The organism is Streptomyces sp. ML-6, from assembly GCF_030116705.1.
Lineage (GTDB): Bacteria > Actinomycetota > Actinomycetes > Streptomycetales > Streptomycetaceae > Streptomyces.
In genome coordinates this window covers 4,066,118-4,084,979 of record NZ_JAOTIK010000001.1, presented here as the reverse complement: position 1 = coordinate 4,084,979, position 18,862 = coordinate 4,066,118, and the positions used below count along the sequence as shown (strand labels likewise).

Below are 18,862 nucleotides of genomic sequence, written 5' to 3'. Positions count from 1 at the left end.
GTTCAGCCTCCGATCAGCACCGTCGGGCAACCGGACACGACGGGCGAGCCGCAGGCGGCGAGGTCCCCGACGCGGGCGGCGGGCCGGCCGCCGATCAGCACCGTGGCGCTGCCGGGCGGCGCGATCACGGACGGGGCGTGCACCGCGGGCGGCGGCGAGGCGCACAGGTGCGGGGTGCCGACCGTGGCGGCGGGCAGGCCGCCGATCAGCACGGTGGGGACGCCGGGCGGCCCGACCGTGCCGGGGTGTCCGGTGGGGTCACCGACCCGTGCGGCTGCCGCCGCGGCTGCTGACATGGCAGTCCGTTCCTCTCGCTGATGTGCGTCCGGTGCGTCTGCGCTGTTCGGTGTGTTCGGTGTGTTCGGTCCGTCTGCTCGGTTCGTCTGCGCTGTTCGGTCCGTCGGGGGTGTCCGGCGCGTCCGGCTCGTCCGCGCGGTCAGTTGATCTTCACCAGGGGTGCGTTGATGGCCAGGGAGGAGCCGCCCTTGATGTCGGTGCGCTGTGTTCCGTCGATCGCGACCGTGCCGCCCCGTACGTCCACCGTTCCGCCGGTGGAGAGCTTCACCTCGCCGTTGCCGCCGTCGACGCTCACTCCGCTGCGGGAGGTCAGCGTGACGCTGTCGCCGCTCAGTTCGAGCGTTCCCTGCCCGCCGTCCAGCGCGACCCCGCGGGCCGCCTTGATGGAGACCTGCTGCTTGGCCTCGATGTTCACGCTGCCGTCGCTGTTGATCACGATCACGGTGCCCTTGCGGTCGAGGTCGATCTTCAGCTTTCCGTCACCGGTGAGCAGGCGTACGCCCTGCGGGCCGTTGGCGTCGTCCAGGATCTCCAGCTGGTTGCCGCTCTTGGAGGCGACCGAGCGCCGGTTGACGGCCCCGCTCGTCGGGTCCACCAGCGGGGCGGCGGGTGCGGCGGCCTCCGGGGCGGCGGCGCCCGGGGACGCCCCGCTGGTGGACGGCTCGCCGGACACGGCCGCGGCCACCGCACCGGCCACACCGCCGGGACCGCTCGCACCGCCACCGGAACCGCCCGTACCGCCGCCGGAACCGCCGCCCCCGCTTCCCTGGGACGGCCGGTCCTTCCCGTTGTACAGACCGGCGAGGACGTACGGGCGATCCAGGTGGCCGTGCTCGAACCCCACCAGGACCTCGTCCCCGACCTCGGGGATGAACGCCTCGCCACCACTGGTCCCGCCCGACTGCGCGGTGCGCGCCCAGTCGCTCGCGTACTCGTCCGACAGCCAGGGAAACCGCACCTTGACCCGGCCCGAACCGTCCGGGTCGTGGGTGTCCGTGACCGTTCCGCTGACCAGCCCCGCGCACCGCGATCCGCCGCCGGACCCCGTGCCGGAACCACCGGACCCCGGTCCTCCGCCGGTCAGCCCGAACAGCGAGCGCTCCTGCTGCCCCGACACCGTCAGCCAGGTCTCGTACCCGCGCACCGGGTCGAAGACGTGCCGCGACGACGTGACCGTGTACCGCCCCTCGAACGGCGCCCCCACCGCGTTGAGCGCCACCGCGCTGCCGGCCCGCACCTCCGGGTTCCCCCGGATCACCGCCTCCAGTTCCGCGAACGACCCGGCGATCCGCTCGGCCAGGGCCTTCGCCGCCTGGTCCACCTGTTCCTGCGCCCCGTACGCCGCGTCCGTGACCACGAAACGCGCCTCGCCGAACGGGGCGGACACCTCGGCCGCGCTCACCCCCAGCTCCAGCGTCGCCGACTTCCCCGCGGGAGCCCGCCCGACCAGCGGCTGCTTGGCCTGCACGTCCCAGCCGCGCACCTCGACCTCGGAGACCTGTTCGGCGGACGACACCCCGGCCCGGCAGCGCAGCAGGTTGCTGCCCATCTCCAGCACCAGCGGGTCGCGGTCGGCGCGCGCCGAGCCGTCCGGTGCGCCGCTCGCCTCCGCGGGCCGGGTGATGTGCAACTGTCCGTCGAGCACGTACGCCTGGGCGCCCGCCTCCTCGGCCAGGTCGCGGATGAACTCCCAGTCGGTGACGTTGGGCTGGGCGATGTGTTCGAGCACGGGCCCGGCCACGTCGACCGTGCCCGGTTTCAGCCCGGCGCGCTGGGCGACCTGGGCGCAGATGTCGGCGAGCGTCATGTTCTGGTAGCTGGCCACCCGGCGCCCGCGGAACAGCCGGTGCGACTCGTCGAGCCCGCGCACGACGGTGAAGGTGCCGGTCTCGTCGAGCTCCACCTCAAGGGCGGTGACGACCCCCTTCAGCAGCGGTTTCGGCGCGCTGTCGCCACCGGCGCGGGCCAGCAGCCTGGCCTCGCTGCCGATCTTCAGCCCGGTCTGTTCCAGCAGCACCCGGTCCGGGTCGCGGAACCGGAGGAGGAACAGGTCGGGCAGGGTCCGGCTGTCGTCGACGTACCCCTCGACCAGCGTGTTCACGAACTTCGGCGGCAGCGGACCGCCGCCGAACTCCACCACCAACGCCGACGCGACGCCCGGCGGGGCCATCAGGACCGCCCTCCGTCCCGGCCCTCTTCGATCCGGCTCAGCTCGTCGAGCGCGGGCAGCAGCAACTGCCGTCCGGGCGCCAGCCGCAGCGGGTCGTCGATGCCGTTCGCCTCCGCGATCACCCGCCAGGCCGCCGGGTCGCCGTACTCGCGCTGGGCGAGCGACGGCAGCGAGTCCCCGGCGCCCAGCCGGTGCACCCGGCGGGCGGCGAGCGCGCCCGAGGTCGGGTTCTGGCCCGGCGTCTCGCCGCTGATCTCCTCCATCGTCACCTGGCAGACGGCCCGGATCGGCACGCCCGACGTCGTGAACAGGGTGTACTTCGCCTGTACTTGGCTGACGTAGCCGGGGAACCCGGTCAGCCCGCCCCAGTGGAAGACCACCCACGGCGGCGAGGAACGCTGCTGCTGGCGGCTCTCGTTCGTCGGCACGCAGCACGCGAAGAGCTGCTCCACCGAGGTCACCACCCGGGTGTCCTGGGCCTCGCTGGCGTCGAAGAACATCTCCACGGTGAGCTTGCTGGGCTGCGAGCCCTGGTACTCCGGCGGGCCGGAGCTCTTGGCGCCCTTGGCCGGGCTGCGCTTCCAGGAGGCGGCCTTGGTGAGGCTCAGCTCCTTGGGGTTGAACTGGAAGTCGATCCGCCCGCACGGTCCGCCGGGGGTGAGGCCGCCACCGGTCGGCGGGGTCCGCAGTTCCAGGTAGGCGTGCTCCAGCTTGGGCCGGGCCGACCCTCCCCGGCCCGTCCTCGTGGCCGCCGACGCCCCGGACGTACCGGCGGCGCTGAAGGCGATGGGACCCGCACCGCTCACGACGCTCAGCCCTCCATCACGTAGCCGTGATGGGCGATCTCGATCGTCTCCATCGCGACCTTGGGCGATTCGGGAGTGAAGGAGGGGCCGGTCCAGCGGACGGGCACGACCTCCAGCAGCCCCCACTGGGCCACCTTCCGCCCGTCCCCGGTCCGCGCCTCGATGTGCGCCGTCTTGCGGCTGAACCCGGTCGTCATGGTGGCGAACCAGCGGGCCACCTTCTCGGTCTCCTTGGTCAGCGGCCTGGAGAGCTTCACGTTCGAGTACTTCAGCCGGGTCGGCAGCTGCCACAGATGCCCGTTGTTGCCGCCCTCCTCCCGGGTTTCGAGCACCACTTCGCAGCCCAGCCCGTCGCACGTGTTGAACGACCCGAGCTCGATGTCGTCGATCGTGACGACGAAGCAGACACTGACGGCGGGATCGTCGTCCTGGGCGGTGGCCATGGTGCGTACCTCTCAATTCCCTGTGTCGTCAATGCTGTTCTCAGTGCCGGGTGTTGATGAGGAATCCCGCCCGTTCGCGTTCCAGGCGCAGGTCCGCCTTGAAGAGGCGGCTGAGCGGCGGGTACAGGGCCCGCACCAGCTCGTCGGTGACCACTGGCGCGCCGCCCTCCCGGCCGCCCTGGCCGGGTGGTCCGCCGGGGGCCGTGGTCCCGGACGCATCGCGGTCGTCGGCGGCGGGTCCGGGGGCCGGGTCGGGCTCCGGGCCGGGGTCGGGGGCCGGGTGGGGCTCCTGGGGCGGGTCCGGGGGCGGCGGTTCCTCGGTCTCCGTCTCGCGCTGGACGACGGGTGCCGAGTACGCCGGGGGCGGGGCGCCGAAGACGACGCTGCCGTCGGCCGCCCGCTGGGCCACCCCGGCGGCCACGGCGACCGAACCCGCCGAGGTGAAGGCGGGCGCGGCGGAGCCGCCATGTCCGCCGGTCAACGAGCGGGGCACCGGCGGCCCCCCGGCCGCCTGACGTTGCAGGGCGGGAAGCGGCGGGGAGAGGGGTGGCGCGCCCGTCCCCTGCCCCGGAGCGGCGACGGTACGTTGCAGCGCCGCCGGTACGGACGGTGTCACCGCCGCCATCGACGCCGTTCCCTCCCCGCCTGCGGTCCAGCGCACCGGAACGGCATCGGCCGGGGACGCGCTCCCCGGGACGGGGCCCGGCATCGTCCCCGTACCGGCCGGTGGAGGCGGCGCCGCCCCGCCCGCCCCGTGGTCCGTCGCGGAACGCTGTACGGCTGCTCCCCACCCCCCGTTCCGCGCGTTCTGGAGCGGTACGGGCCGGTCGGCGAGCAGCGGCGCGACCGGATCGGTGCTCGGGGGCGGCGCCATGGGGGACGGCGAGGGCACGGCGGGGGTCCGCTGCACCGCAGGAGTGGGGGCCGGCGGTGCGGGGTCCGACGCGGCGGGGAGCAGGGGGGAGTCACCGAGCAACGGCGCGGTGGGCCCGCCGGATTCGGGCTCCGGCCCCGGTTCCGGAACCGCGGGTGTCCGGGCGGCCCCGTCCCCGGCGTCCGCCGCGTCCGCCGCGCTCCGGGCCACCGGAACCGCCCCGGACTCCCTGCCCGGTCCGTCGACGGCGGCCTGCCGCTGCGCCGTCGGCGGCAGCGCGGACATGGGCGCGCCGAGCCCCGGCGCGCGCCGGGGCGAGCCGGGGGCGGGCGGCATCACCGAGCGCTGCACGGGCGGAGCCGCGGACGAAGGCGGCTGCTGAGACGGATTCGGGATCAGGGACGAGGGCGGCGTCGCGGGCCCCGGAGCAGCCGACTCCGCTGCCGTCACAAGGGGCTGCTCCCCCACCAGTTGACGTACCGGCAACTCCGCCACGGCCGACTCCCCGGCCGACGTCATCGCGGACGCGCCCCCCGGAACGACACGCTGCACGGCAACGGACGGAGGCAGGGACCGCGGCGACGGCAGGGGTACGGACCGGGCCCCGCCCGGCAGCCCCTGCGCCCGTTCCGCGGACCGCTGCACCGGCGACGGACGGTCCGCGGCGACCGGGGCCGCCGGAGCCGTGAGCCCGTGCACCAGCCCGGTGGGCGCGTCCGGGCTGACCAGGTGCCCGAGCGGGGTACCGAGGGCGGGGTCCTGCCGGGTGGAGAGCGACCCCTGGAAGCCGGAGGGATCGATCACCAGGTCCTGGGTGCCCAGGGTCCGCTGGATGGGCGGGAGTTCGGCGAGATCGACGCGCTCGCGCGGCACGGCGGGCGAACCGGAATCCTCGCTGCCGCCCCCCGTACCCGCACCTGCACTCGTACCCGTGCTCGTGTCCGTACCCTTGCGTCCGCCGCCGCCGCGCAGCCAGGACATCAGGCCCATGGATTTTCCCGCCCTCCCTGCGCTGTTCGCTACTGCCCGTTGAGGCGAGCGATCTGTGCGACGAACCTCAGTCGTTCCGGGTGCTCCAGGTCCAGCAGCTCATCGAGCGGCCAGTGGAAGTGGTAGGCGAGGTACGCGACCTCCTCGTAGAGCAGGTCGGCCGCGTACGTCACGATTCCCCCAGGCGGCCACCGGCGAGATTCACCGCGAACTCCTCCTGGCAGGACGGGCAGGTGACGGCGGCGCGGGTGTGTCCCTCGGCGTTGATCCGCCGGTAGAAGTCCTGGAGGAAGGCCAGGTCGGAGGCGAACAGGTCCTCGATGACGCCGGGGTGGATGTCGTCGACCGTGCCGATCCGGGTCACGACCCGGGCGATGAGCACGACCGAGAGGTACGCGGAGTTCTCCCGCACCCGGTCGTCCCGCAGCGGCACGAGTTCGTCGCGCGCGGTCGCGAGCCGCATGACGCCCGTACGGTGCACGACGCCCGCGTCGTCCACGTACCCGCGCGGCAGCTCGAAGGGGAACTCGGTGCGCAGCGGCTCCCGTCCGCCGGACCTCGTGCCCCCGCCCGCCGGGAGGTGCGCGTCCGGCCGCTGGGGGGCCTCCGCCGGAGCCGTACGCCGCATCAGTCGAGTTCCATGCTCTCGTAGGTGATGGCGAGCTTCTCCGTCAGGACCGAGGTGTCACCGGCCTTGAGGGTGCCGATCTCCAGGGACTTCGGCCAGGCGTTGATGAGCTTGTAGCGCTTGATGGCGATGCCCTCGTGGTCGTACACGATGACCGCACCGTTGCGGCGGGCCGTGGTCATCCGGCCGAAGCGGGAGTCCTTGATCCACCGCTCGAAGCTGTTGTCCTCGGTCAGGCCCCGGGTCACGGTCACCTCACCGGCCTTGGGCCGGCCGGGGAGCTTCTTGATGGCGTAGCGGCCGTCGGCGGTGTTCTGCTTCAGCTCGATGACGTCCTGCTCCATCTTCAGACCACTGACCTCGGTGATCTGCTTGATGACGACGCTGTCGAATTCGAGGCCGAACGACGCCCCGACGGTGCTGTCGAGATCGGGAAGTGGCACAACAGGCTCCTTTACCGCTTTTACCGCTCTTGCCGCCTACAGGGGTCTCCGGTGGTACGCGCAGTCCGGCCCGGCCCGGCCCACCCGCGCGGAGGGGGTCATTCGTCGACGCCGCCGGTCCCCCCGGTCAGCTGGGAGAGGCGGAAGACGACGAACTCGGCCGGCCTGACCGGTGCCACCCCGATCTCGCAGATGACCTGACCCGCGTCGATGCTCTCCGGCGGGTTGGTCTCGCGGTCGCACTTGACGTAGAACGCCTCTTCCGGAGTGAGCCCGAACAGCGCCCCCTTGCGCCATTCGTTGACCAGGAACGCCGAGACCGTGCGCCGGATGCGCGCCCACAGGGCGTCGTCGTTCGGTTCGAAGACGACCCACTGCGTACCGGCGAGGATCGACTCCTCCAGGTAGTTGAAGAGGCGCCGGACGTTCAGGTAGCGCCAGGCCGGGTCGGAGGCCAGCGTGCGCGCGCCCCAGATCCGGATGCCCCGCCCGGGGAAGGACCGGATGCAGTTCAGCCCGATCGGGTTGAGCATGTCGTGCTCGCCCTTGGTCAGCTGGGTCTGGAGCGCGACCGCCCCGCGCACGACCTCGTTGGCGGGCGCCTTGTGCACGCCGCGCGACTCGTCGTTGCGCGCCCACACCCCGGCCACGTGGCCGCTCGGCGGGACGAGCCTCGCCCGCCCGGACGAGGGGTCCGCGACCCGGATCCAGGGGTAGTAGAGCGTGGCGTACTTGGAGTCGAAGTTGGCGTGGTCGGTGCGCCAGGCCCGGATCTGCTGCGGGCTGAGCCCCGGCGGCGGGTCGAGGATGGCGACCCGGTCGCCCATCAGCTCGCAGTGGCCGATCAGCCCCTGCTGCACGGCGACGACCGACTCCAGGTCCAGCAGCCCGCGTTCGTGCGCGCTCATCAGGTCCGGCACGACGACCGTGGTGATCTCCTCGACCGCTTCGAGTCCGCCGAACCCGGTCCGGCGGTCGGGGTCGCCGACGTACAGCTCGGGGGTCAGCGCCCCGGTGCCGGGTGCCGCCGGGGCGGCGGGGGCCAGGGTCACGCTCTGCGGTTCGGGCCGGGCGGGTGCGGCGCCGCGGGCCGTCTCGCGGATCTCGATCAGCTCCGACCGGGCGTTGACCCGGGTGGCGACGTTCTCCTTGCTGCGCTTGGTCGTGACGCCCGGGTACTCCTCGGCGGCCTGCCCGTCCCGCTTCACGATCAGCCGGAAGACGTCGGACGGCGGGTCGTCCCCCTCCACCTCGGCCACTTCGACGCTGATCTCGCCGGTCACGCCGGGGCGGGGCTTCACCGCGTACGGGCCGAGCTGCGTCTCCGAACCGGCGGGCAGGCTCCCCGCGGCCCGGTCGCCCCCGTCGTCCACCACGTGCTCGGTGCCGTCGTCGATGCGCACCACGTAACAGACACCGCCGCCGTTGGCGAAGAACCCGTACACGGCGGAGGCCAGGTACGTGCCCTCCACGAAGTCGCCGAAGGTGCCGGCGAACTGGCTCCAGTTCGTGATCAGCGTCGGTTCGTCGAACGGGCCCTTCTGCGCGAAGCCGACGAAGGCGGTGACCGAGGTGCCCACCCCTTCGATCGGCCGGGACCCGGACTCGATCTCTTCGACGTAGACGCCCGGGGACAGGTACGACGGCATATGAAGTCTCTCCTTGGCCGGGGAACGCCCGCAATTCTTGCGACAGCGGCGATCACCGGGAACGGACACACGGCCGCCCACCCGTGCACCGGCCACTGCCCGATCAGGCAATGCCGTCGTGCTGTACGTGCCGCCGGGCGCTGCCCCCGACCGCGGTGCTCCTGCCCTGCGTACTGCGCGGGCACTGCGCACACCCTGGGACGGCGACAGGACGCAGAGGGCGCAGGTGGGTGGGCCGGGAGGGTGGATGCGGGCGGTTCCGGAGAAGGACCCCGCCGCCTCCACGCCCGACGGCGGAGGTACCCCCCATCGCGAGAACGTGACACTCAAGCCCGAAGTGTCACGTTCGCAAGCGACCCCACCCCACCGCCCACCGGCCGACCGCCCCGCCCCCGACCCCGACCCCGACCCCCGCAGCATGCAGCGTCTGCAACGCGCGGCGGGCAACCGGGCCGTGTCCCGCCTGGTGGCCCAGCGCTACACCGCCCCGGTCAAGCCGTCCCCCGCCCAGGCACCCGGCTTTCGCAGGGTGAAGGCGGACGTGGCGGCGAAGAAGGTCCGCCTGGCCGCGCACGTCCCCGCCGCCGCCGAGTCCAAGTCCGCCCAGGACGCCGCCGTCGCACCCCCTGACGACAGGGAGGCGCAGGGCAAGGCGGCGAACGCGGAGAAGATGAACGACGCGAAGCCCGGCGAGTTCGACAAGAAGGCGTTCATCGACGCGGTGAACAAGGCGATCGACGCCCAGGCCCCGAAGAACCTCGACCAGGCCGACAAGTTCTCCACGTCCGGCAGGGCCGACCGGATCAAGGACGAGGTCGACGGCAAGGTCAAGGACGGCAAGGACTCCTCCGCCAAGGACATCGACACCGCCACCCAGGCCCCGCCCGACACGGCGGCGGCCAAGGACAAACCCGTCACCCCGATGTCCCCCGACCAGGCCCCCGCCAACCCCGGCGCCCCCTCCGCCACAGACGCCATCCCGGACAAGCAGCCCGCCGCCGTCACGGACTTCTCCGCCGGCCCGGCCGCCAACGACCAGGCCATGGCCGGCGCCGAGGTCACCGAGGACCAGCTCGCCCGGGGCAACGAGCCCGCATTCGACCAGGCCCTGGCCGCGAAGAAGAGCGCCGAGACCGACTCCGCGAAGGCCCCCGCCAGGGGCAGGACGGCCGAGAACCAGCAGCTGAACGCGGCGAAGGCCAACGCCGCCGCCTCCGGCGCCCAGGCCATCAACGCCCTCACCGCGACCCGTGCCACGGCAGGCAAGCAGGTCGACGGCGGCAAGGGCGAAGCCAAGTCCAAGGACGAGAAACGGCGCGCCGAGGTCACCGCGAAGCTGCAGAAGGTCTACGACACCACGAAGAAGGACGTCGAGGCCACCCTGTCCGGCCTGGACACCAAGGTTGACGCGGCGTTCACGCAGGGCGAGAAGGCGGCGCGGGACGCGTTCACCGCCGACCACAAGCGCCGCATGAAGAAGTACAAGGACAAGCGCTACTCGGGCATGTTCGGCGGCGCGAAGTGGGCCAAGGACAAACTCCTCGGCATGCCCAAGGAGGCCAACACCCTCTTCCAGGAGGCCCGCAAGCTCTACGTCGCGCAGATGCAGACCGTCATCTCGTCCGTCGCCGACCTCATCGGCACCGAACTCGGCCACGCGAAGGCCCGCATCGCCAGGGGCCGCACCGAACTGAAGGCCGAGGTCGACAGACTCCCCGCCGACCTCAAGCAGTTCGGGCAGGAGGCGGCGAAGGACTTCGCGGGGAAGTTCGACGACCTGGAAACCACCGTCGACGAGAAGTCCGAACAGCTCGTCCAGGACCTCGCCCAGAAATACACCGCCGCCCTGAACAAGGTCGACGAGGAGATCAAGAAGCTCCAGGAGGCCAACAAGGGGCTGGTCGACAAGGCGAAGGACGCCATCGTCGGCGTCCTCAAGACCATCAATGAGCTCAAGAACCTCCTCCTGGGCATCCTCGCCAAGGCCGCCTCCGCGATCATGAAGATCATCAAGGACCCCATCGGGTTCCTGAGCAACCTGGTCAAGGCGGTCGGCGCCGGACTCAACCTCTTCGTCACCAACATCGCCACCCACCTCAAGACCGGCCTCGTCTCCTGGCTGCTGGGCACCGCCGTCAAGGCCGGACTCGAACTCCCGCAGAAGTTCGACCTGAGGGGCATCATCCAGCTCATCGGCTCACTCCTGGGCCTGACCTGGGACAACATCCGCGCCCGCATCACCCGCAAGGGCGTCCCCGACCAGGCCATGACCGCGGTCGAGTCCTCCGTCCCCGTCGCGAAGAAACTCGCCACCCAGGGCCCCGCGGGCGCCGTCGAGGAGATCCAGGCCGAGGCCGGCGACCTCAAGGCCACCATCCTCGAAAAACTCACCAGCTACCTCATCCCCACCGTCCTCATCGCCGGCATCACCTGGATCCTCTCCCTCCTCAACCCCGCCTCCGCCTTCGTCCGCGCGGTCAAGGGCATCATCGACATCGTCACGTTCATCGTGAACCAGGGCGCCCAGATCGCCGACTTCGTCAACGCCGTCCTCGACGCCGTCATCGCCATCGCCAACGGCGGCCAGGCCGGCGTCCCCAAAATGGTCGAAACCGCCCTCGCCGCCAGCATCCCCCTCCTCATCGGCTTCCTCGCCGCCCTCCTCGGCATCGGCAACCTCGCCCACAAGGTCAAATCCGTCTTCCACGCCGTCGCCAAACCCGTCAACCGCGCCATCGACAAACTCGTCGACCTCATCGCCAGAAAAGGCAAAGCCCTCTGGAACAAACTCAAGGGCAAGGACAAGGACAAGGGCGGCAAGTGGGACAACAAGAAAAATTCTGATCAGACACCTGGAAATGCACAGAACGAGTCTTCTCGAAAGCGCGCCGCAATCGCGGAAGCGGATCGAAAGCTGAACAACAGCAGAACGCAGGAGGATGCAAGGAGTAGCGTTTCCCGCACTTCGAAGCGGCACAATATTCCACTCACGTTGATAGTGGATTCCCGCGAACAGCAGAGCGTCAGCGTTCACGTGCAAGCCATCGACGGGGAGACACACAGGCTGGCTGCACAGAATCCGCAGGATCAGGCTTCGAACACCGGTCGCTACACCTCTGAGCAACTGAAAAAAACAGGAATTATCGCAACAATTTATGGCGTTGAGCTACTCAAATGCCGACTCGGAAAGAATCACTTTGTGGGCGACCGTGTCGGAACATTCAGGAACATCCAAGGGAAGCTCTGCGAGAAAAGGGACGGAAAGACCGTATTCGTATACGACGACAATAAACCGGTAAGCGATGAACTGAAGCACAGGAACACCCTGGACCAGAGCACGGAAAAAACCTACCCCAGCAGCGAGACAGCCCCCGAAGGCTCCGAAATGGCGAAGAAGGTCAAGGAGAGGAACAAAGCGATAAAGGATCGCGACAGGATATGGAAGAAAGAACTCGAACCCATCGCAACTCGCCTTAACATCGAGATCAATCCAAACACTCTCGGCTCCAAGAAACTTGATGCATTCAAGATCGAGGCGATCGATAATCAGGCTTCGGCGCAGGACCTCGAAAAGTTGATGGAAGCAGGAAACTCCTACATCGCGGCACGAACCAAGGTGGCAAAAATCGGAGAACAGATGGGAGGACTGGCTGGCGACTTCGCAGAGAAGAAAGAGTTTGGCACCGCGACGAGACTCACCCTGGACACAGTGGGTGAATCCGGAAGGTTCGACAGGATACTCATCGATGGTTCAACCCTGATCCTGCTGGAGGACAAGGGGCCTCAGGCGGGGACAGGGAAACGTCTCGTGGGCGACCCCAAGGAGTATGCGGAACAAGGGAGCCCCGAGTACGGACGCGAAATGATCGAGATAGATCCGCTACTGGCGAAAGCCATGAGCGACCCCAGCGTGTACAGTCAGGTCGAGAACATATTGAAAAACAATGGAACCGTCCGCTATCGAATGATCAAAGCCAATGCGGACGGCTCCGTCACTGCAATCGACTTCGTCCTTGACAAGGAGAGGTTCAAGCAAAGCAGCATAAAGCTACCCAGTAGTCAATAGTCTAGGAATTAGGAGCTCATGTGACCTGGCATTCCCTCGAAACAGGCACGGTCAGAGAGTTGTTGACCAAAATCCACCTGGAGGACTGGGGGTGGACAAAGGAAGAGGTGCCGAATCTTGCGGAACGTTTCGGATGGACCCCCTGGAGCGATAAATCCGCCAATCAGATCTTCTACAACATCGGGAGCGACTATCGCAGCATCGTGGCAATCTTCTCCTGCGAGAAAAACGACGTCACACACCTATTTCTCACGCTAGGCAGAAATGAAGGGGCGATCACACCGGAGTCCACCAGGTCCAGCGAAATGCTTTTCACTGACACCTATAACATCATTTCAGAAATCCTGGGCGAGCCCTCGAACTGGCCCCCCTCGGAGAACATGGAAGAAGAAGTCGAATGGGTGAGCGGAGTTTCCACCATCACCCTCATGGGCCGTGCGGACATGGTCAGCCTGCGTTGGGAACTGACTGAGCGAATTGAGCCAGCCATATAAACGCTTCAGCGCCTCAGTCTGGATCCAAAGAACACAGTCGGTGATCAGGCGCCGACCGCCCGCACTCGGAGCGACTTCACCCCGTTGATGAAGTTCGACACCAACCGGCCCGGCGGGCCCGCAAGTCGGAGGCGATCCGGTGGCAGGGCCCGGCACGTCTCCTCGTACAGGGCACTCAGCTGCAGCCGCGCGAAATGCGCGCCCAGGCAGACGTGGGGGCCGTCGCCGAAGGAGACGTGGGGGTTGGAGGTGCGGGTGAGGTCGAGGGTGAACGGGTCGGGGAAGACGCGTTCGTCGTGGTTGGCGGAGGCGTGGAAGACGACCACCTTGTCGCCGGTGCGGATACGGGTGCCCGCCAGCTCCGTGTCCTGGACGGCCGTGCGGCGGAAGGTCAGGACCGGGGGATGGCGGCGAAGCAACTCGTCGACGGCGCCCGCGAATCCGACCTCACCCCGACACAATCTGCCGTACTCGTCCGGGTGTTGGGCCAGCAGGCTCAGGCCGCCCGGCGCCGCGCTGCGTACCGTGTCGTTGCCGGCCACCACCAGCAGGAAGAAGAACATCTCCAGTTCGGGGGCGGTGAGTTCGGGGTCCGTGGCCAGGGACGTCAGCACGTCGTCGGCGGGGTGCCGGCGTTTGTGGGCGGCCAGGGCGTGGGCGTAGTCGAACATGTCACGCAGGGCGGACGGGGAGCGGGGGTTGAGCGGTTTGCCGTCCGGGCCGAGGGTCGGCGTTCCGGCCTCGTCGGGGTCCTGGTAGCCGATGACGCGTTGCGTCCAGTGGAGGAGGAGCGCGCGGTCGGTGTCCGGTATGCCCAGCAGGTCCGCGAGGTTGAGCAGGGCGTAGTCGTCGGTGACCCGGGCGACGAGGTCGCAGGTGCCGTCGCCGGCCCGCGCCCCGTCGACCGCGCCGGCGAGCAGGGTGCGGGCGCGTTCCCGGACGACGCCGGCGAAACGGTCGACGCGTCTCGGGGTGAAGGCGCGGCTGACGAGGGTGCGCAGGCGCCGGTGGTGCGGCGGGTCCTGGTTGAGCATCATGCGGCGGATGAACGGCAGGTCGGCCGGGGCCGGGTCGCGGATCTGGGTGGCGCCCAGGTACGAGGAGTACGTCACGGAGTCCTTCAGGACCCGGACCACGTCCGCGTGCCGGGTGACCGCCCAGAAGCCGGGGCCCGCCGGCCAGCCGAGCACCTCCGGCTCCTCCTGCCACGCCACGGGGTGGTGGTCGCGCAGCAGGCGGTAGCGGTCGTGGGGAATGCCCTGCCCGTACAGCCGGGGGTCGAAGACGTCCGGTACGGACCCGGCCCCGGTCACGGCTTCGCCCCGGCGTCCTCCACGTCCGCCCGCAGGAAGTCCTCCACCACCCGGATCAGGTCGAGCGGGGTCTCGTCCATCGCGTAGTGGCCGCACGAGGGCAGCTCCACCAGTTCGGCGTTCGGGAACCAGCGCATCCAGGTGGCTTGCTGCAGTTCGGCGGAGAGCGCCGGGTCCAGGGCGCCCACGACGGCCAGCGCGGGCACGGGTGAGCCCTCGACCCGGTCGTGGAAGTCCTCGCCCGCCCAGGAATCCAGCCAGGCCCGGAACGCCCCGGCGTCACTGCGTTCCACCGAACGGCGCACCATGCGGTCCAGCCAGCCCGCCGGGCGCCGTCCCCCGGTGGTGGTGTCGAGGATGACGCGGCGGTTGTCCGGGGTCCCGGCCGCCCCGGCGAACAGCTCCCACTGCTCGGGCGGGAGCGGCAGCCCGGAGGCCGGGACCGGGGAGACGCCGACGAGCCTGCGCACCCGTTCCGGCGCGGCGGCCAGCACCCGCTGGACGACCGAGCCGCCCATCGAGTGGCCGATCAGCGAGAACTGTTCCCAGCCGAGCCGGTCGGCCAGCGCGAGCACGTCCGCGGCCCCCTCGGCCGTGGTGTACGCGCCGCTCGCGTCCCGGGCCTCGCCGTACCCTCGCAGGTCCACCACCGCGTACTGGAACGAGGCGAGGTCGAGGTCCGGCAGCACGGGGGCGTACGCGGAACGGTCGGCGAGCCAGCCGTGCACCGCGATCACCTTGTGCGGTCCGTCGCCGTGCAGTTCGTGGGGCAGAACGAGCGTTGCGGTCACGCTGACTCCTGTCGCCGTACGGAGAGGAACCGGGCGATCACCGACCGGTCATGACCACGGTGGCGGCAACCTCGATTTCGCGCAAGGTTCCGGCGCGGCTCGGCACGCCACCCGTCTGGGGGAAGACCAGCACATTTCGGCCTCGCCTCGCCTGCAACATGCCAGCGTCCTAGTATGCATACGTACTACATCACGAGGGCATATGTCCTGGAGCCTTGAAATGGTGGGCGAGGTTTCGCGAGTGGCTGCTCGGCCTGCGGAAGTCCGACCGGGACACGGCTCGGCTCGTGGGGCAGGCTCTACAAGCTCTTGTCGAGGAAGGGCCCGGCCTCGGGCGTCCTCTGGTGGACAGGATCAGGGGATCGTCGATGCACAACCTCAAAGAGCTGCGGCCCGGCTCCGGCGGGACGAGCGAGATTCGCATCCTGTTCGTCTTCGACCTCGACCGCAACGCGGTTCTCCTGGTGGCCGGCAACAAGTCGGGAAGGTGGCGTGAGTGGTACAGCCGGTCGATCCCCGTGGCCGAGGGGCGCTACGACGACTGGTTGGCACACTTGGCTCAACGGCAGAAGGGCACGTCGAAGTGACTACTTTCCATTCCTGGGATGAAGTGAAGAACGAGGTCTTCGATGCCGAGGACCTTGAGGAGATCGAGCGCGGAGCCCAACGCATGGTGGCCGAGGCGCGAGCCCATCGACTGGTGGAGATGCGGAAGCAGCTGGGTCTGACCCAGAGCGAGATCGCTGACCGCATGCACGTTCGGCAGGAGCGGGTGTCGGCCATCGAACGCGGGAGGACAACGGCCACGGAGGTCGGAACCATCGCCGCCTACATTGCCGCGCTCGGTGGGCAGTTGGAGATCGTGGCCAACTTCAACGGATCCCGTGTCGTGATCGTCTGACGCCGTGACCGGCCTGCTCGTCCGGGCACAGCGGGCGGGCGGGTCCTCCGGGCGGTCGGCAGGTGTCGGGCGCTCACGTCAGCAGTTCCAGGTACGGGCCGAACTCCGAGGCCAGGGTCAGCCGGCCCAGTTTCTGGTACTCGCGCTGGACCGCATGGATCAGCGTCGGCATCGTCACCGGTCCGTCCGTGTCCGCCGCCAGGTAGGCGGCCGTCACCGCGATCGAGCGGATGTTGCCGCCCGCCAGCTCGAAGTTCTCCGCACAGAAGGCGAGGTCCAGGTCCTTGCCCCGGGGAAGTACCGGACCCAGGCAGCGTTCCCAGAGGACGAGGCGCTGTTCGGGGTCCGGGACCGGGAAGTCGACGACCAGGTCCAGGCGGCGGGTGAAGGCGTCGTCCAGGTTGGCCCGGAGGTTGGTGGCGAGGATGGCCAGGCCGTCGAAGGACTCCATGCGCTGGAGGAGGTACGCGCTCTCGACGTTCGCGTAGCGGTCGTGGGCGTCCTTCACGTCCGAGCGCTTGCCGAAGATCGCGTCCGCCTCGTCGAAGAGGAGGACGCCGTTCACCCCCGCGGCCTCGGAGAAGATCCGTTCCAGGTTCTTCTCCGTCTCGCCCACGTACTTGTCGATCACCGTCGCCAGATCGACCGTGTAGAGGTCCAGGCCCAGGTCCGCGGCCATGACCTCGGCGGACATCGTCTTGCCGGTGCCGGAGTCGCCGGCGAAGAGCGCCGACACGCCCCGGCCCCTGCCGCCTCCGGGGCGCATGCCCCACTCCCCCAGGACCCGGTCGCGGTGGCGGGCACGGGCGGTGAGTTCGCGGAGCTGGGCGTGGGTGTCCGGGGGGAGGACCAGGTCGTCCCAGGTGACGGAGGGCTCGATGCGGCGGGCCAGCCGGTCCAGGCCCGCCGCGTTCTGGGCGCGGGCGCCCTGGCGGACGTGGTCGGCGGTGAGCGTGCCGCCCTCCAGGTGGGTGGTGCGGGCGGCGCCCCGGGCGGCTCGGGTGATCTGCTCCGGGGTGAGGAGGAACGGCGAGAGCAGCCGGTCCACGTCGATGGTGCCGGGGACGGGGGCGGCGTACGCGTCGGTCCAGAGGGCGGCCCTGGTCGCGGGTTCCACCCGGGGCGCGTGCAGCAGGAGGGGCGGGGCGGTGGACCAGGACGCGTCCCAGGGCGCCCGGCCCACCAGGATCGTGGGGACCGGGGTGTCGGTGAGCAGCCGCAGGATTCCCGGGTGCTCGCGGCAGACCGCGTCGAGCGGGGCGCAGACCACCCCGGCACCGGTCAGCCGGGCCTCGCGGACCAGGGAGCGGACCGCCTCGGCAGGTGCCGGGTCCTCGGCCAGCCGCGCCAGGTCCAGGCCCAGGACCCGGCGGCCCGCGAGGGTCAGCGCGGAGGCCGCGAGGGCCGTGCCCGCGCCGCCCTGGTCCTCGCGCAGATAGGCCGGCGAGACCCCGTGGGCGAGGGCCGCCGCCAGCGGGGCCGGATCGCCGACGCCCGGTACGGCGTGCCAGGGGGCGAGGAGACCGGTCAGGCGCGGGTCGGGGGTGTCGTCGCCCAGGAGGTGCGCGGTGACGCGGTCGGGGACGCGGAGCGCACGGCTCAGGAACGGGCGGTCCAGGTCCTCGACCAGGAGGAGGCGGCCCTCGCGGAGGGGTGCGAGGGCCGCCAGCCGGCCGCGTGCCTCCTGGTCGGCGGGGGACAGTCCGCACAGGCCCAGGGCCAGGCCGATGGACGGGCGGCGGCGGGTGACGTCGTCGTTCAGGTAGCCGTAGAACGCCTCGAAACGGTCGTCGAGATCCGGTACGAGCGTGATGAGGAGGATCTCGACGTCGAGGGGTGTGAGGCCGAACTCGTCCGCCAGGGACGTCAGTCTGGACCGCTCCCCCGGCACCTCACCAAAGTCCGGGGCCGGGGCCGAGGACGGCTCCGGCCCCGGGGACGGGTAGGCGCGGGCCTCGTCCGCGTCCAGCAGGCGGACGATGTTCTCGTCCGTGAGGTAGAGGCCGCGGAAGGCGTCGTCCGGGTCCGGGTCGGTGAGCCGACGGGCCTCGACCGCCCGTCGGATGCGCTGTTCCACCACCACCGCGCGGGCGAGGAGGTGGCGCAGGTTCGGGTCGCCCGGGGTGGTCATTCCGCGCTGTCCTCCGTACGAGACGTGCGAGGCGGCCTGGTCGTACGAGGCACACCGGCCGCACCGGCCTTTCGGGTCTCCGTGATGCGGAGGGACAGGCCGCGTCGCCGTTCCGCGTCGCGGGCGCGCGACGCGGGGTCCCCGCCCGGCCGTCCCGGACGCCCCCCGTACACCGGGAGCCCCCCGCGCCCCGGCATCGGTTCCGACACCGGGTCGCCCCTCTCCGGCACGTCCCCGAAGCGGGCCAGCACCCCCTCGTCCCCGACCGGCGGACCGGCCACGTAGCTCGGCGAGGCGGTCACCGGCACACTGACCACCAGGTCCAGCGAGGGTTTCAGCTCGCCGCCCAGCGCGCTCCACACATCGGCGAACGAGCGGTCCTCCGGCGGCGGCAGCGCGATCGACATCGGTACGGGCGCCCCGATCGCGGCCAGGGTGCCCGTCAGCCGTTCCGGCGGCAGCGCCTCGTGACGCAGCAGACAGCCGAGCAACGAGGAGAGCAGCCGGTGCTCGTCCTCCGGGCGCTTGGTCCACGCCGTGATCAGGTACGACAGCTTGAAGAAACGGGGCGGGCGGCGGCGCGCGACGATCACGCCGTGCTCGTCGTAGTCGTTGTGCAGGCCCCGTTCCCGCCTGCGCATGTCCTCGCGGATGTCGTAGAGGTACAGGTTGACCATGGGCGCGTTGACCTTCGCCGCCCACTCCCGGGTCGGGGCGTCGAAGACCACCGCGATCTGGCCGCCTTCGAGCACCTCCGCCCTGATCAGGGCCCGCAGTACGTCGTCGACCTCGTGGATCACCTGATCACTCCCGTAACCGCTCCCGCAATCGCTTCCTCGGTCACTCCCTCGACCGCTCCCGCGCGG

17 protein-coding genes are annotated in these 18,862 nt (G+C 70.2%); 4 read left to right on the top strand and 13 right to left on the bottom strand.

The window, feature by feature from the left end; translation table 11 throughout:
- Positions 1-2: 2 nt before the first annotated feature.
- The 9 genes from OCT49_RS18070 to OCT49_RS18030 all read right to left on the bottom strand — a co-directional run bounded on the left by OCT49_RS18070 (position 3) and on the right by OCT49_RS18030 (position 8,300).
- Positions 3-296: a PAAR domain-containing protein gene (locus OCT49_RS18070; RefSeq protein ID WP_283852910.1), complete on the bottom strand. Its 294-nt coding sequence runs from the start codon at positions 294-296 to the stop codon at positions 3-5.
- 140 nt (positions 297-436) lie between these two features.
- Positions 437-2,467, bottom strand: coding sequence for a VgrG-related protein (locus OCT49_RS18065; protein WP_283852909.1), 2,031 nt, complete (start codon positions 2,465-2,467; stop codon positions 437-439).
- A complete protein-coding gene (locus OCT49_RS18060) occupies positions 2,467-3,273 on the bottom strand; it encodes a CIS tube protein (RefSeq protein WP_283852908.1) in 807 nt (268 codons plus the stop codon). The genes OCT49_RS18065 and OCT49_RS18060 overlap by 1 nt, the downstream gene beginning before the upstream one ends.
- A gap of 5 nt (positions 3,274-3,278) precedes the next feature.
- Complete coding sequence (locus tag OCT49_RS18055) at positions 3,279-3,716, bottom strand: phage tail protein (protein ID WP_148841589.1); 438 nt, start codon at positions 3,714-3,716, stop codon at positions 3,279-3,281.
- A gap of 40 nt (positions 3,717-3,756) precedes the next feature.
- On the bottom strand, positions 3,757-5,580 hold the full coding sequence (locus tag OCT49_RS18050) for a hypothetical protein (protein ID WP_283852907.1): 1,824 nt from the start codon (positions 5,578-5,580) through the stop codon (positions 3,757-3,759).
- Positions 5,581-5,609: 29 nt separating this feature from the next.
- Positions 5,610-5,753, bottom strand: coding sequence for a DUF6760 family protein (locus OCT49_RS18045; RefSeq protein WP_093896703.1), 144 nt, complete (start codon positions 5,751-5,753; stop codon positions 5,610-5,612).
- Complete coding sequence (locus OCT49_RS18040) at positions 5,750-6,208, bottom strand: hypothetical protein (protein WP_283852906.1); 459 nt, start codon at positions 6,206-6,208, stop codon at positions 5,750-5,752. Before OCT49_RS18040 ends, OCT49_RS18045 begins: the two co-directional genes overlap by 4 nt.
- Complete coding sequence (locus OCT49_RS18035) at positions 6,208-6,651, bottom strand: phage tail protein (RefSeq protein ID WP_148833117.1); 444 nt, start codon at positions 6,649-6,651, stop codon at positions 6,208-6,210. The genes OCT49_RS18040 and OCT49_RS18035 overlap by 1 nt, the downstream gene beginning before the upstream one ends.
- 98 nt (positions 6,652-6,749) lie before the next feature.
- The gene (locus OCT49_RS18030; protein WP_283852905.1) at positions 6,750-8,300 is read right to left on the bottom strand and encodes a phage tail sheath family protein; all 1,551 of its coding nucleotides are present in this window, start codon (positions 8,298-8,300) and stop codon (positions 6,750-6,752) included.
- A 118-nt stretch (positions 8,301-8,418) separates the two neighbouring features.
- Here OCT49_RS18030 and OCT49_RS18025 point away from each other — a divergent pair, with 118 nt between their 5' ends.
- Positions 8,419-12,366, top strand: coding sequence for a hypothetical protein (locus OCT49_RS18025; RefSeq protein ID WP_283852904.1), 3,948 nt, complete (start codon positions 8,419-8,421; stop codon positions 12,364-12,366).
- A gap of 20 nt (positions 12,367-12,386) precedes the next feature.
- Positions 12,387-12,860 carry a DUF6301 family protein gene (locus tag OCT49_RS18020; protein ID WP_283852903.1) on the top strand — a complete coding sequence of 158 codons (474 nt, stop codon included), beginning with the start codon at positions 12,387-12,389 and terminating at the stop codon, positions 12,858-12,860.
- A gap of 44 nt (positions 12,861-12,904) precedes the next feature.
- On the opposite strand, the gene OCT49_RS18015 is transcribed toward OCT49_RS18020, so the two are convergent.
- Both OCT49_RS18015 and OCT49_RS18010 read right to left on the bottom strand, forming a co-directional pair.
- On the bottom strand, positions 12,905-14,173 hold the full coding sequence (locus tag OCT49_RS18015; RefSeq protein WP_283852902.1) for a cytochrome P450: 1,269 nt from the start codon (positions 14,171-14,173) through the stop codon (positions 12,905-12,907).
- Entirely contained in the window at positions 14,170-14,964 is a 795-nt protein-coding gene (locus OCT49_RS18010; RefSeq protein WP_283852901.1) for an alpha/beta fold hydrolase, read from the bottom strand. Before OCT49_RS18010 ends, OCT49_RS18015 begins: the two co-directional genes overlap by 4 nt.
- Before the next feature lie 287 nt (positions 14,965-15,251).
- Between OCT49_RS18010 and OCT49_RS18005 the strand changes: the two genes are divergently transcribed.
- Both OCT49_RS18005 and OCT49_RS18000 read left to right on the top strand, forming a co-directional pair.
- A complete protein-coding gene (locus tag OCT49_RS18005; RefSeq protein WP_349632829.1) occupies positions 15,252-15,551 on the top strand; it encodes a type II toxin-antitoxin system RelE/ParE family toxin in 300 nt (99 codons plus the stop codon).
- Positions 15,548-15,865 (top strand): helix-turn-helix domain-containing protein, encoded by a 318-nt coding sequence (locus tag OCT49_RS18000; RefSeq protein ID WP_283852899.1) that lies wholly within the window; start codon positions 15,548-15,550, stop codon positions 15,863-15,865. Before OCT49_RS18005 ends, OCT49_RS18000 begins: the two co-directional genes overlap by 4 nt.
- A gap of 73 nt (positions 15,866-15,938) precedes the next feature.
- Here OCT49_RS18000 and OCT49_RS17995 read toward each other — a convergent pair whose 3' ends face one another.
- Positions 15,939-17,996, bottom strand: coding sequence for an ATP-binding protein (locus OCT49_RS17995; protein WP_283852898.1), 2,058 nt, complete (start codon positions 17,994-17,996; stop codon positions 15,939-15,941).
- Positions 17,993-18,796, bottom strand: coding sequence for a Pvc16 family protein (locus OCT49_RS17990; protein ID WP_283852897.1), 804 nt, complete (start codon positions 18,794-18,796; stop codon positions 17,993-17,995). The genes OCT49_RS17995 and OCT49_RS17990 overlap by 4 nt, the downstream gene beginning before the upstream one ends.
- Between the last annotated feature and the right edge of the window lie 66 nt (positions 18,797-18,862).

Coding starts and splice junctions, on each gene's coding strand:
- OCT49_RS18055 (WP_148841589.1), bottom strand. CDS start 3,716: ATGGCCACCGCCCAGGACGACGATCCCGCCGTCAGTGTCTGCTTCGTC.
- OCT49_RS18040 (WP_283852906.1), bottom strand. CDS start 6,208: ATGCGGCGTACGGCTCCGGCGGAGGCCCCCCAGCGGCCGGACGCGCAC.
- OCT49_RS18065 (WP_283852909.1), bottom strand. CDS start 2,467: ATGGCCCCGCCGGGCGTCGCGTCGGCGTTGGTGGTGGAGTTCGGCGGC.
- OCT49_RS18030 (WP_283852905.1), bottom strand. CDS start 8,300: ATGCCGTCGTACCTGTCCCCGGGCGTCTACGTCGAAGAGATCGAGTCC.
- OCT49_RS17995 (WP_283852898.1), bottom strand. CDS start 17,996: ATGACCACCCCGGGCGACCCGAACCTGCGCCACCTCCTCGCCCGCGCG.
- OCT49_RS18070 (WP_283852910.1), bottom strand. CDS start 296: ATGTCAGCAGCCGCGGCGGCAGCCGCACGGGTCGGTGACCCCACCGGA.
- OCT49_RS18050 (WP_283852907.1), bottom strand. CDS start 5,580: ATGGGCCTGATGTCCTGGCTGCGCGGCGGCGGCGGACGCAAGGGTACG.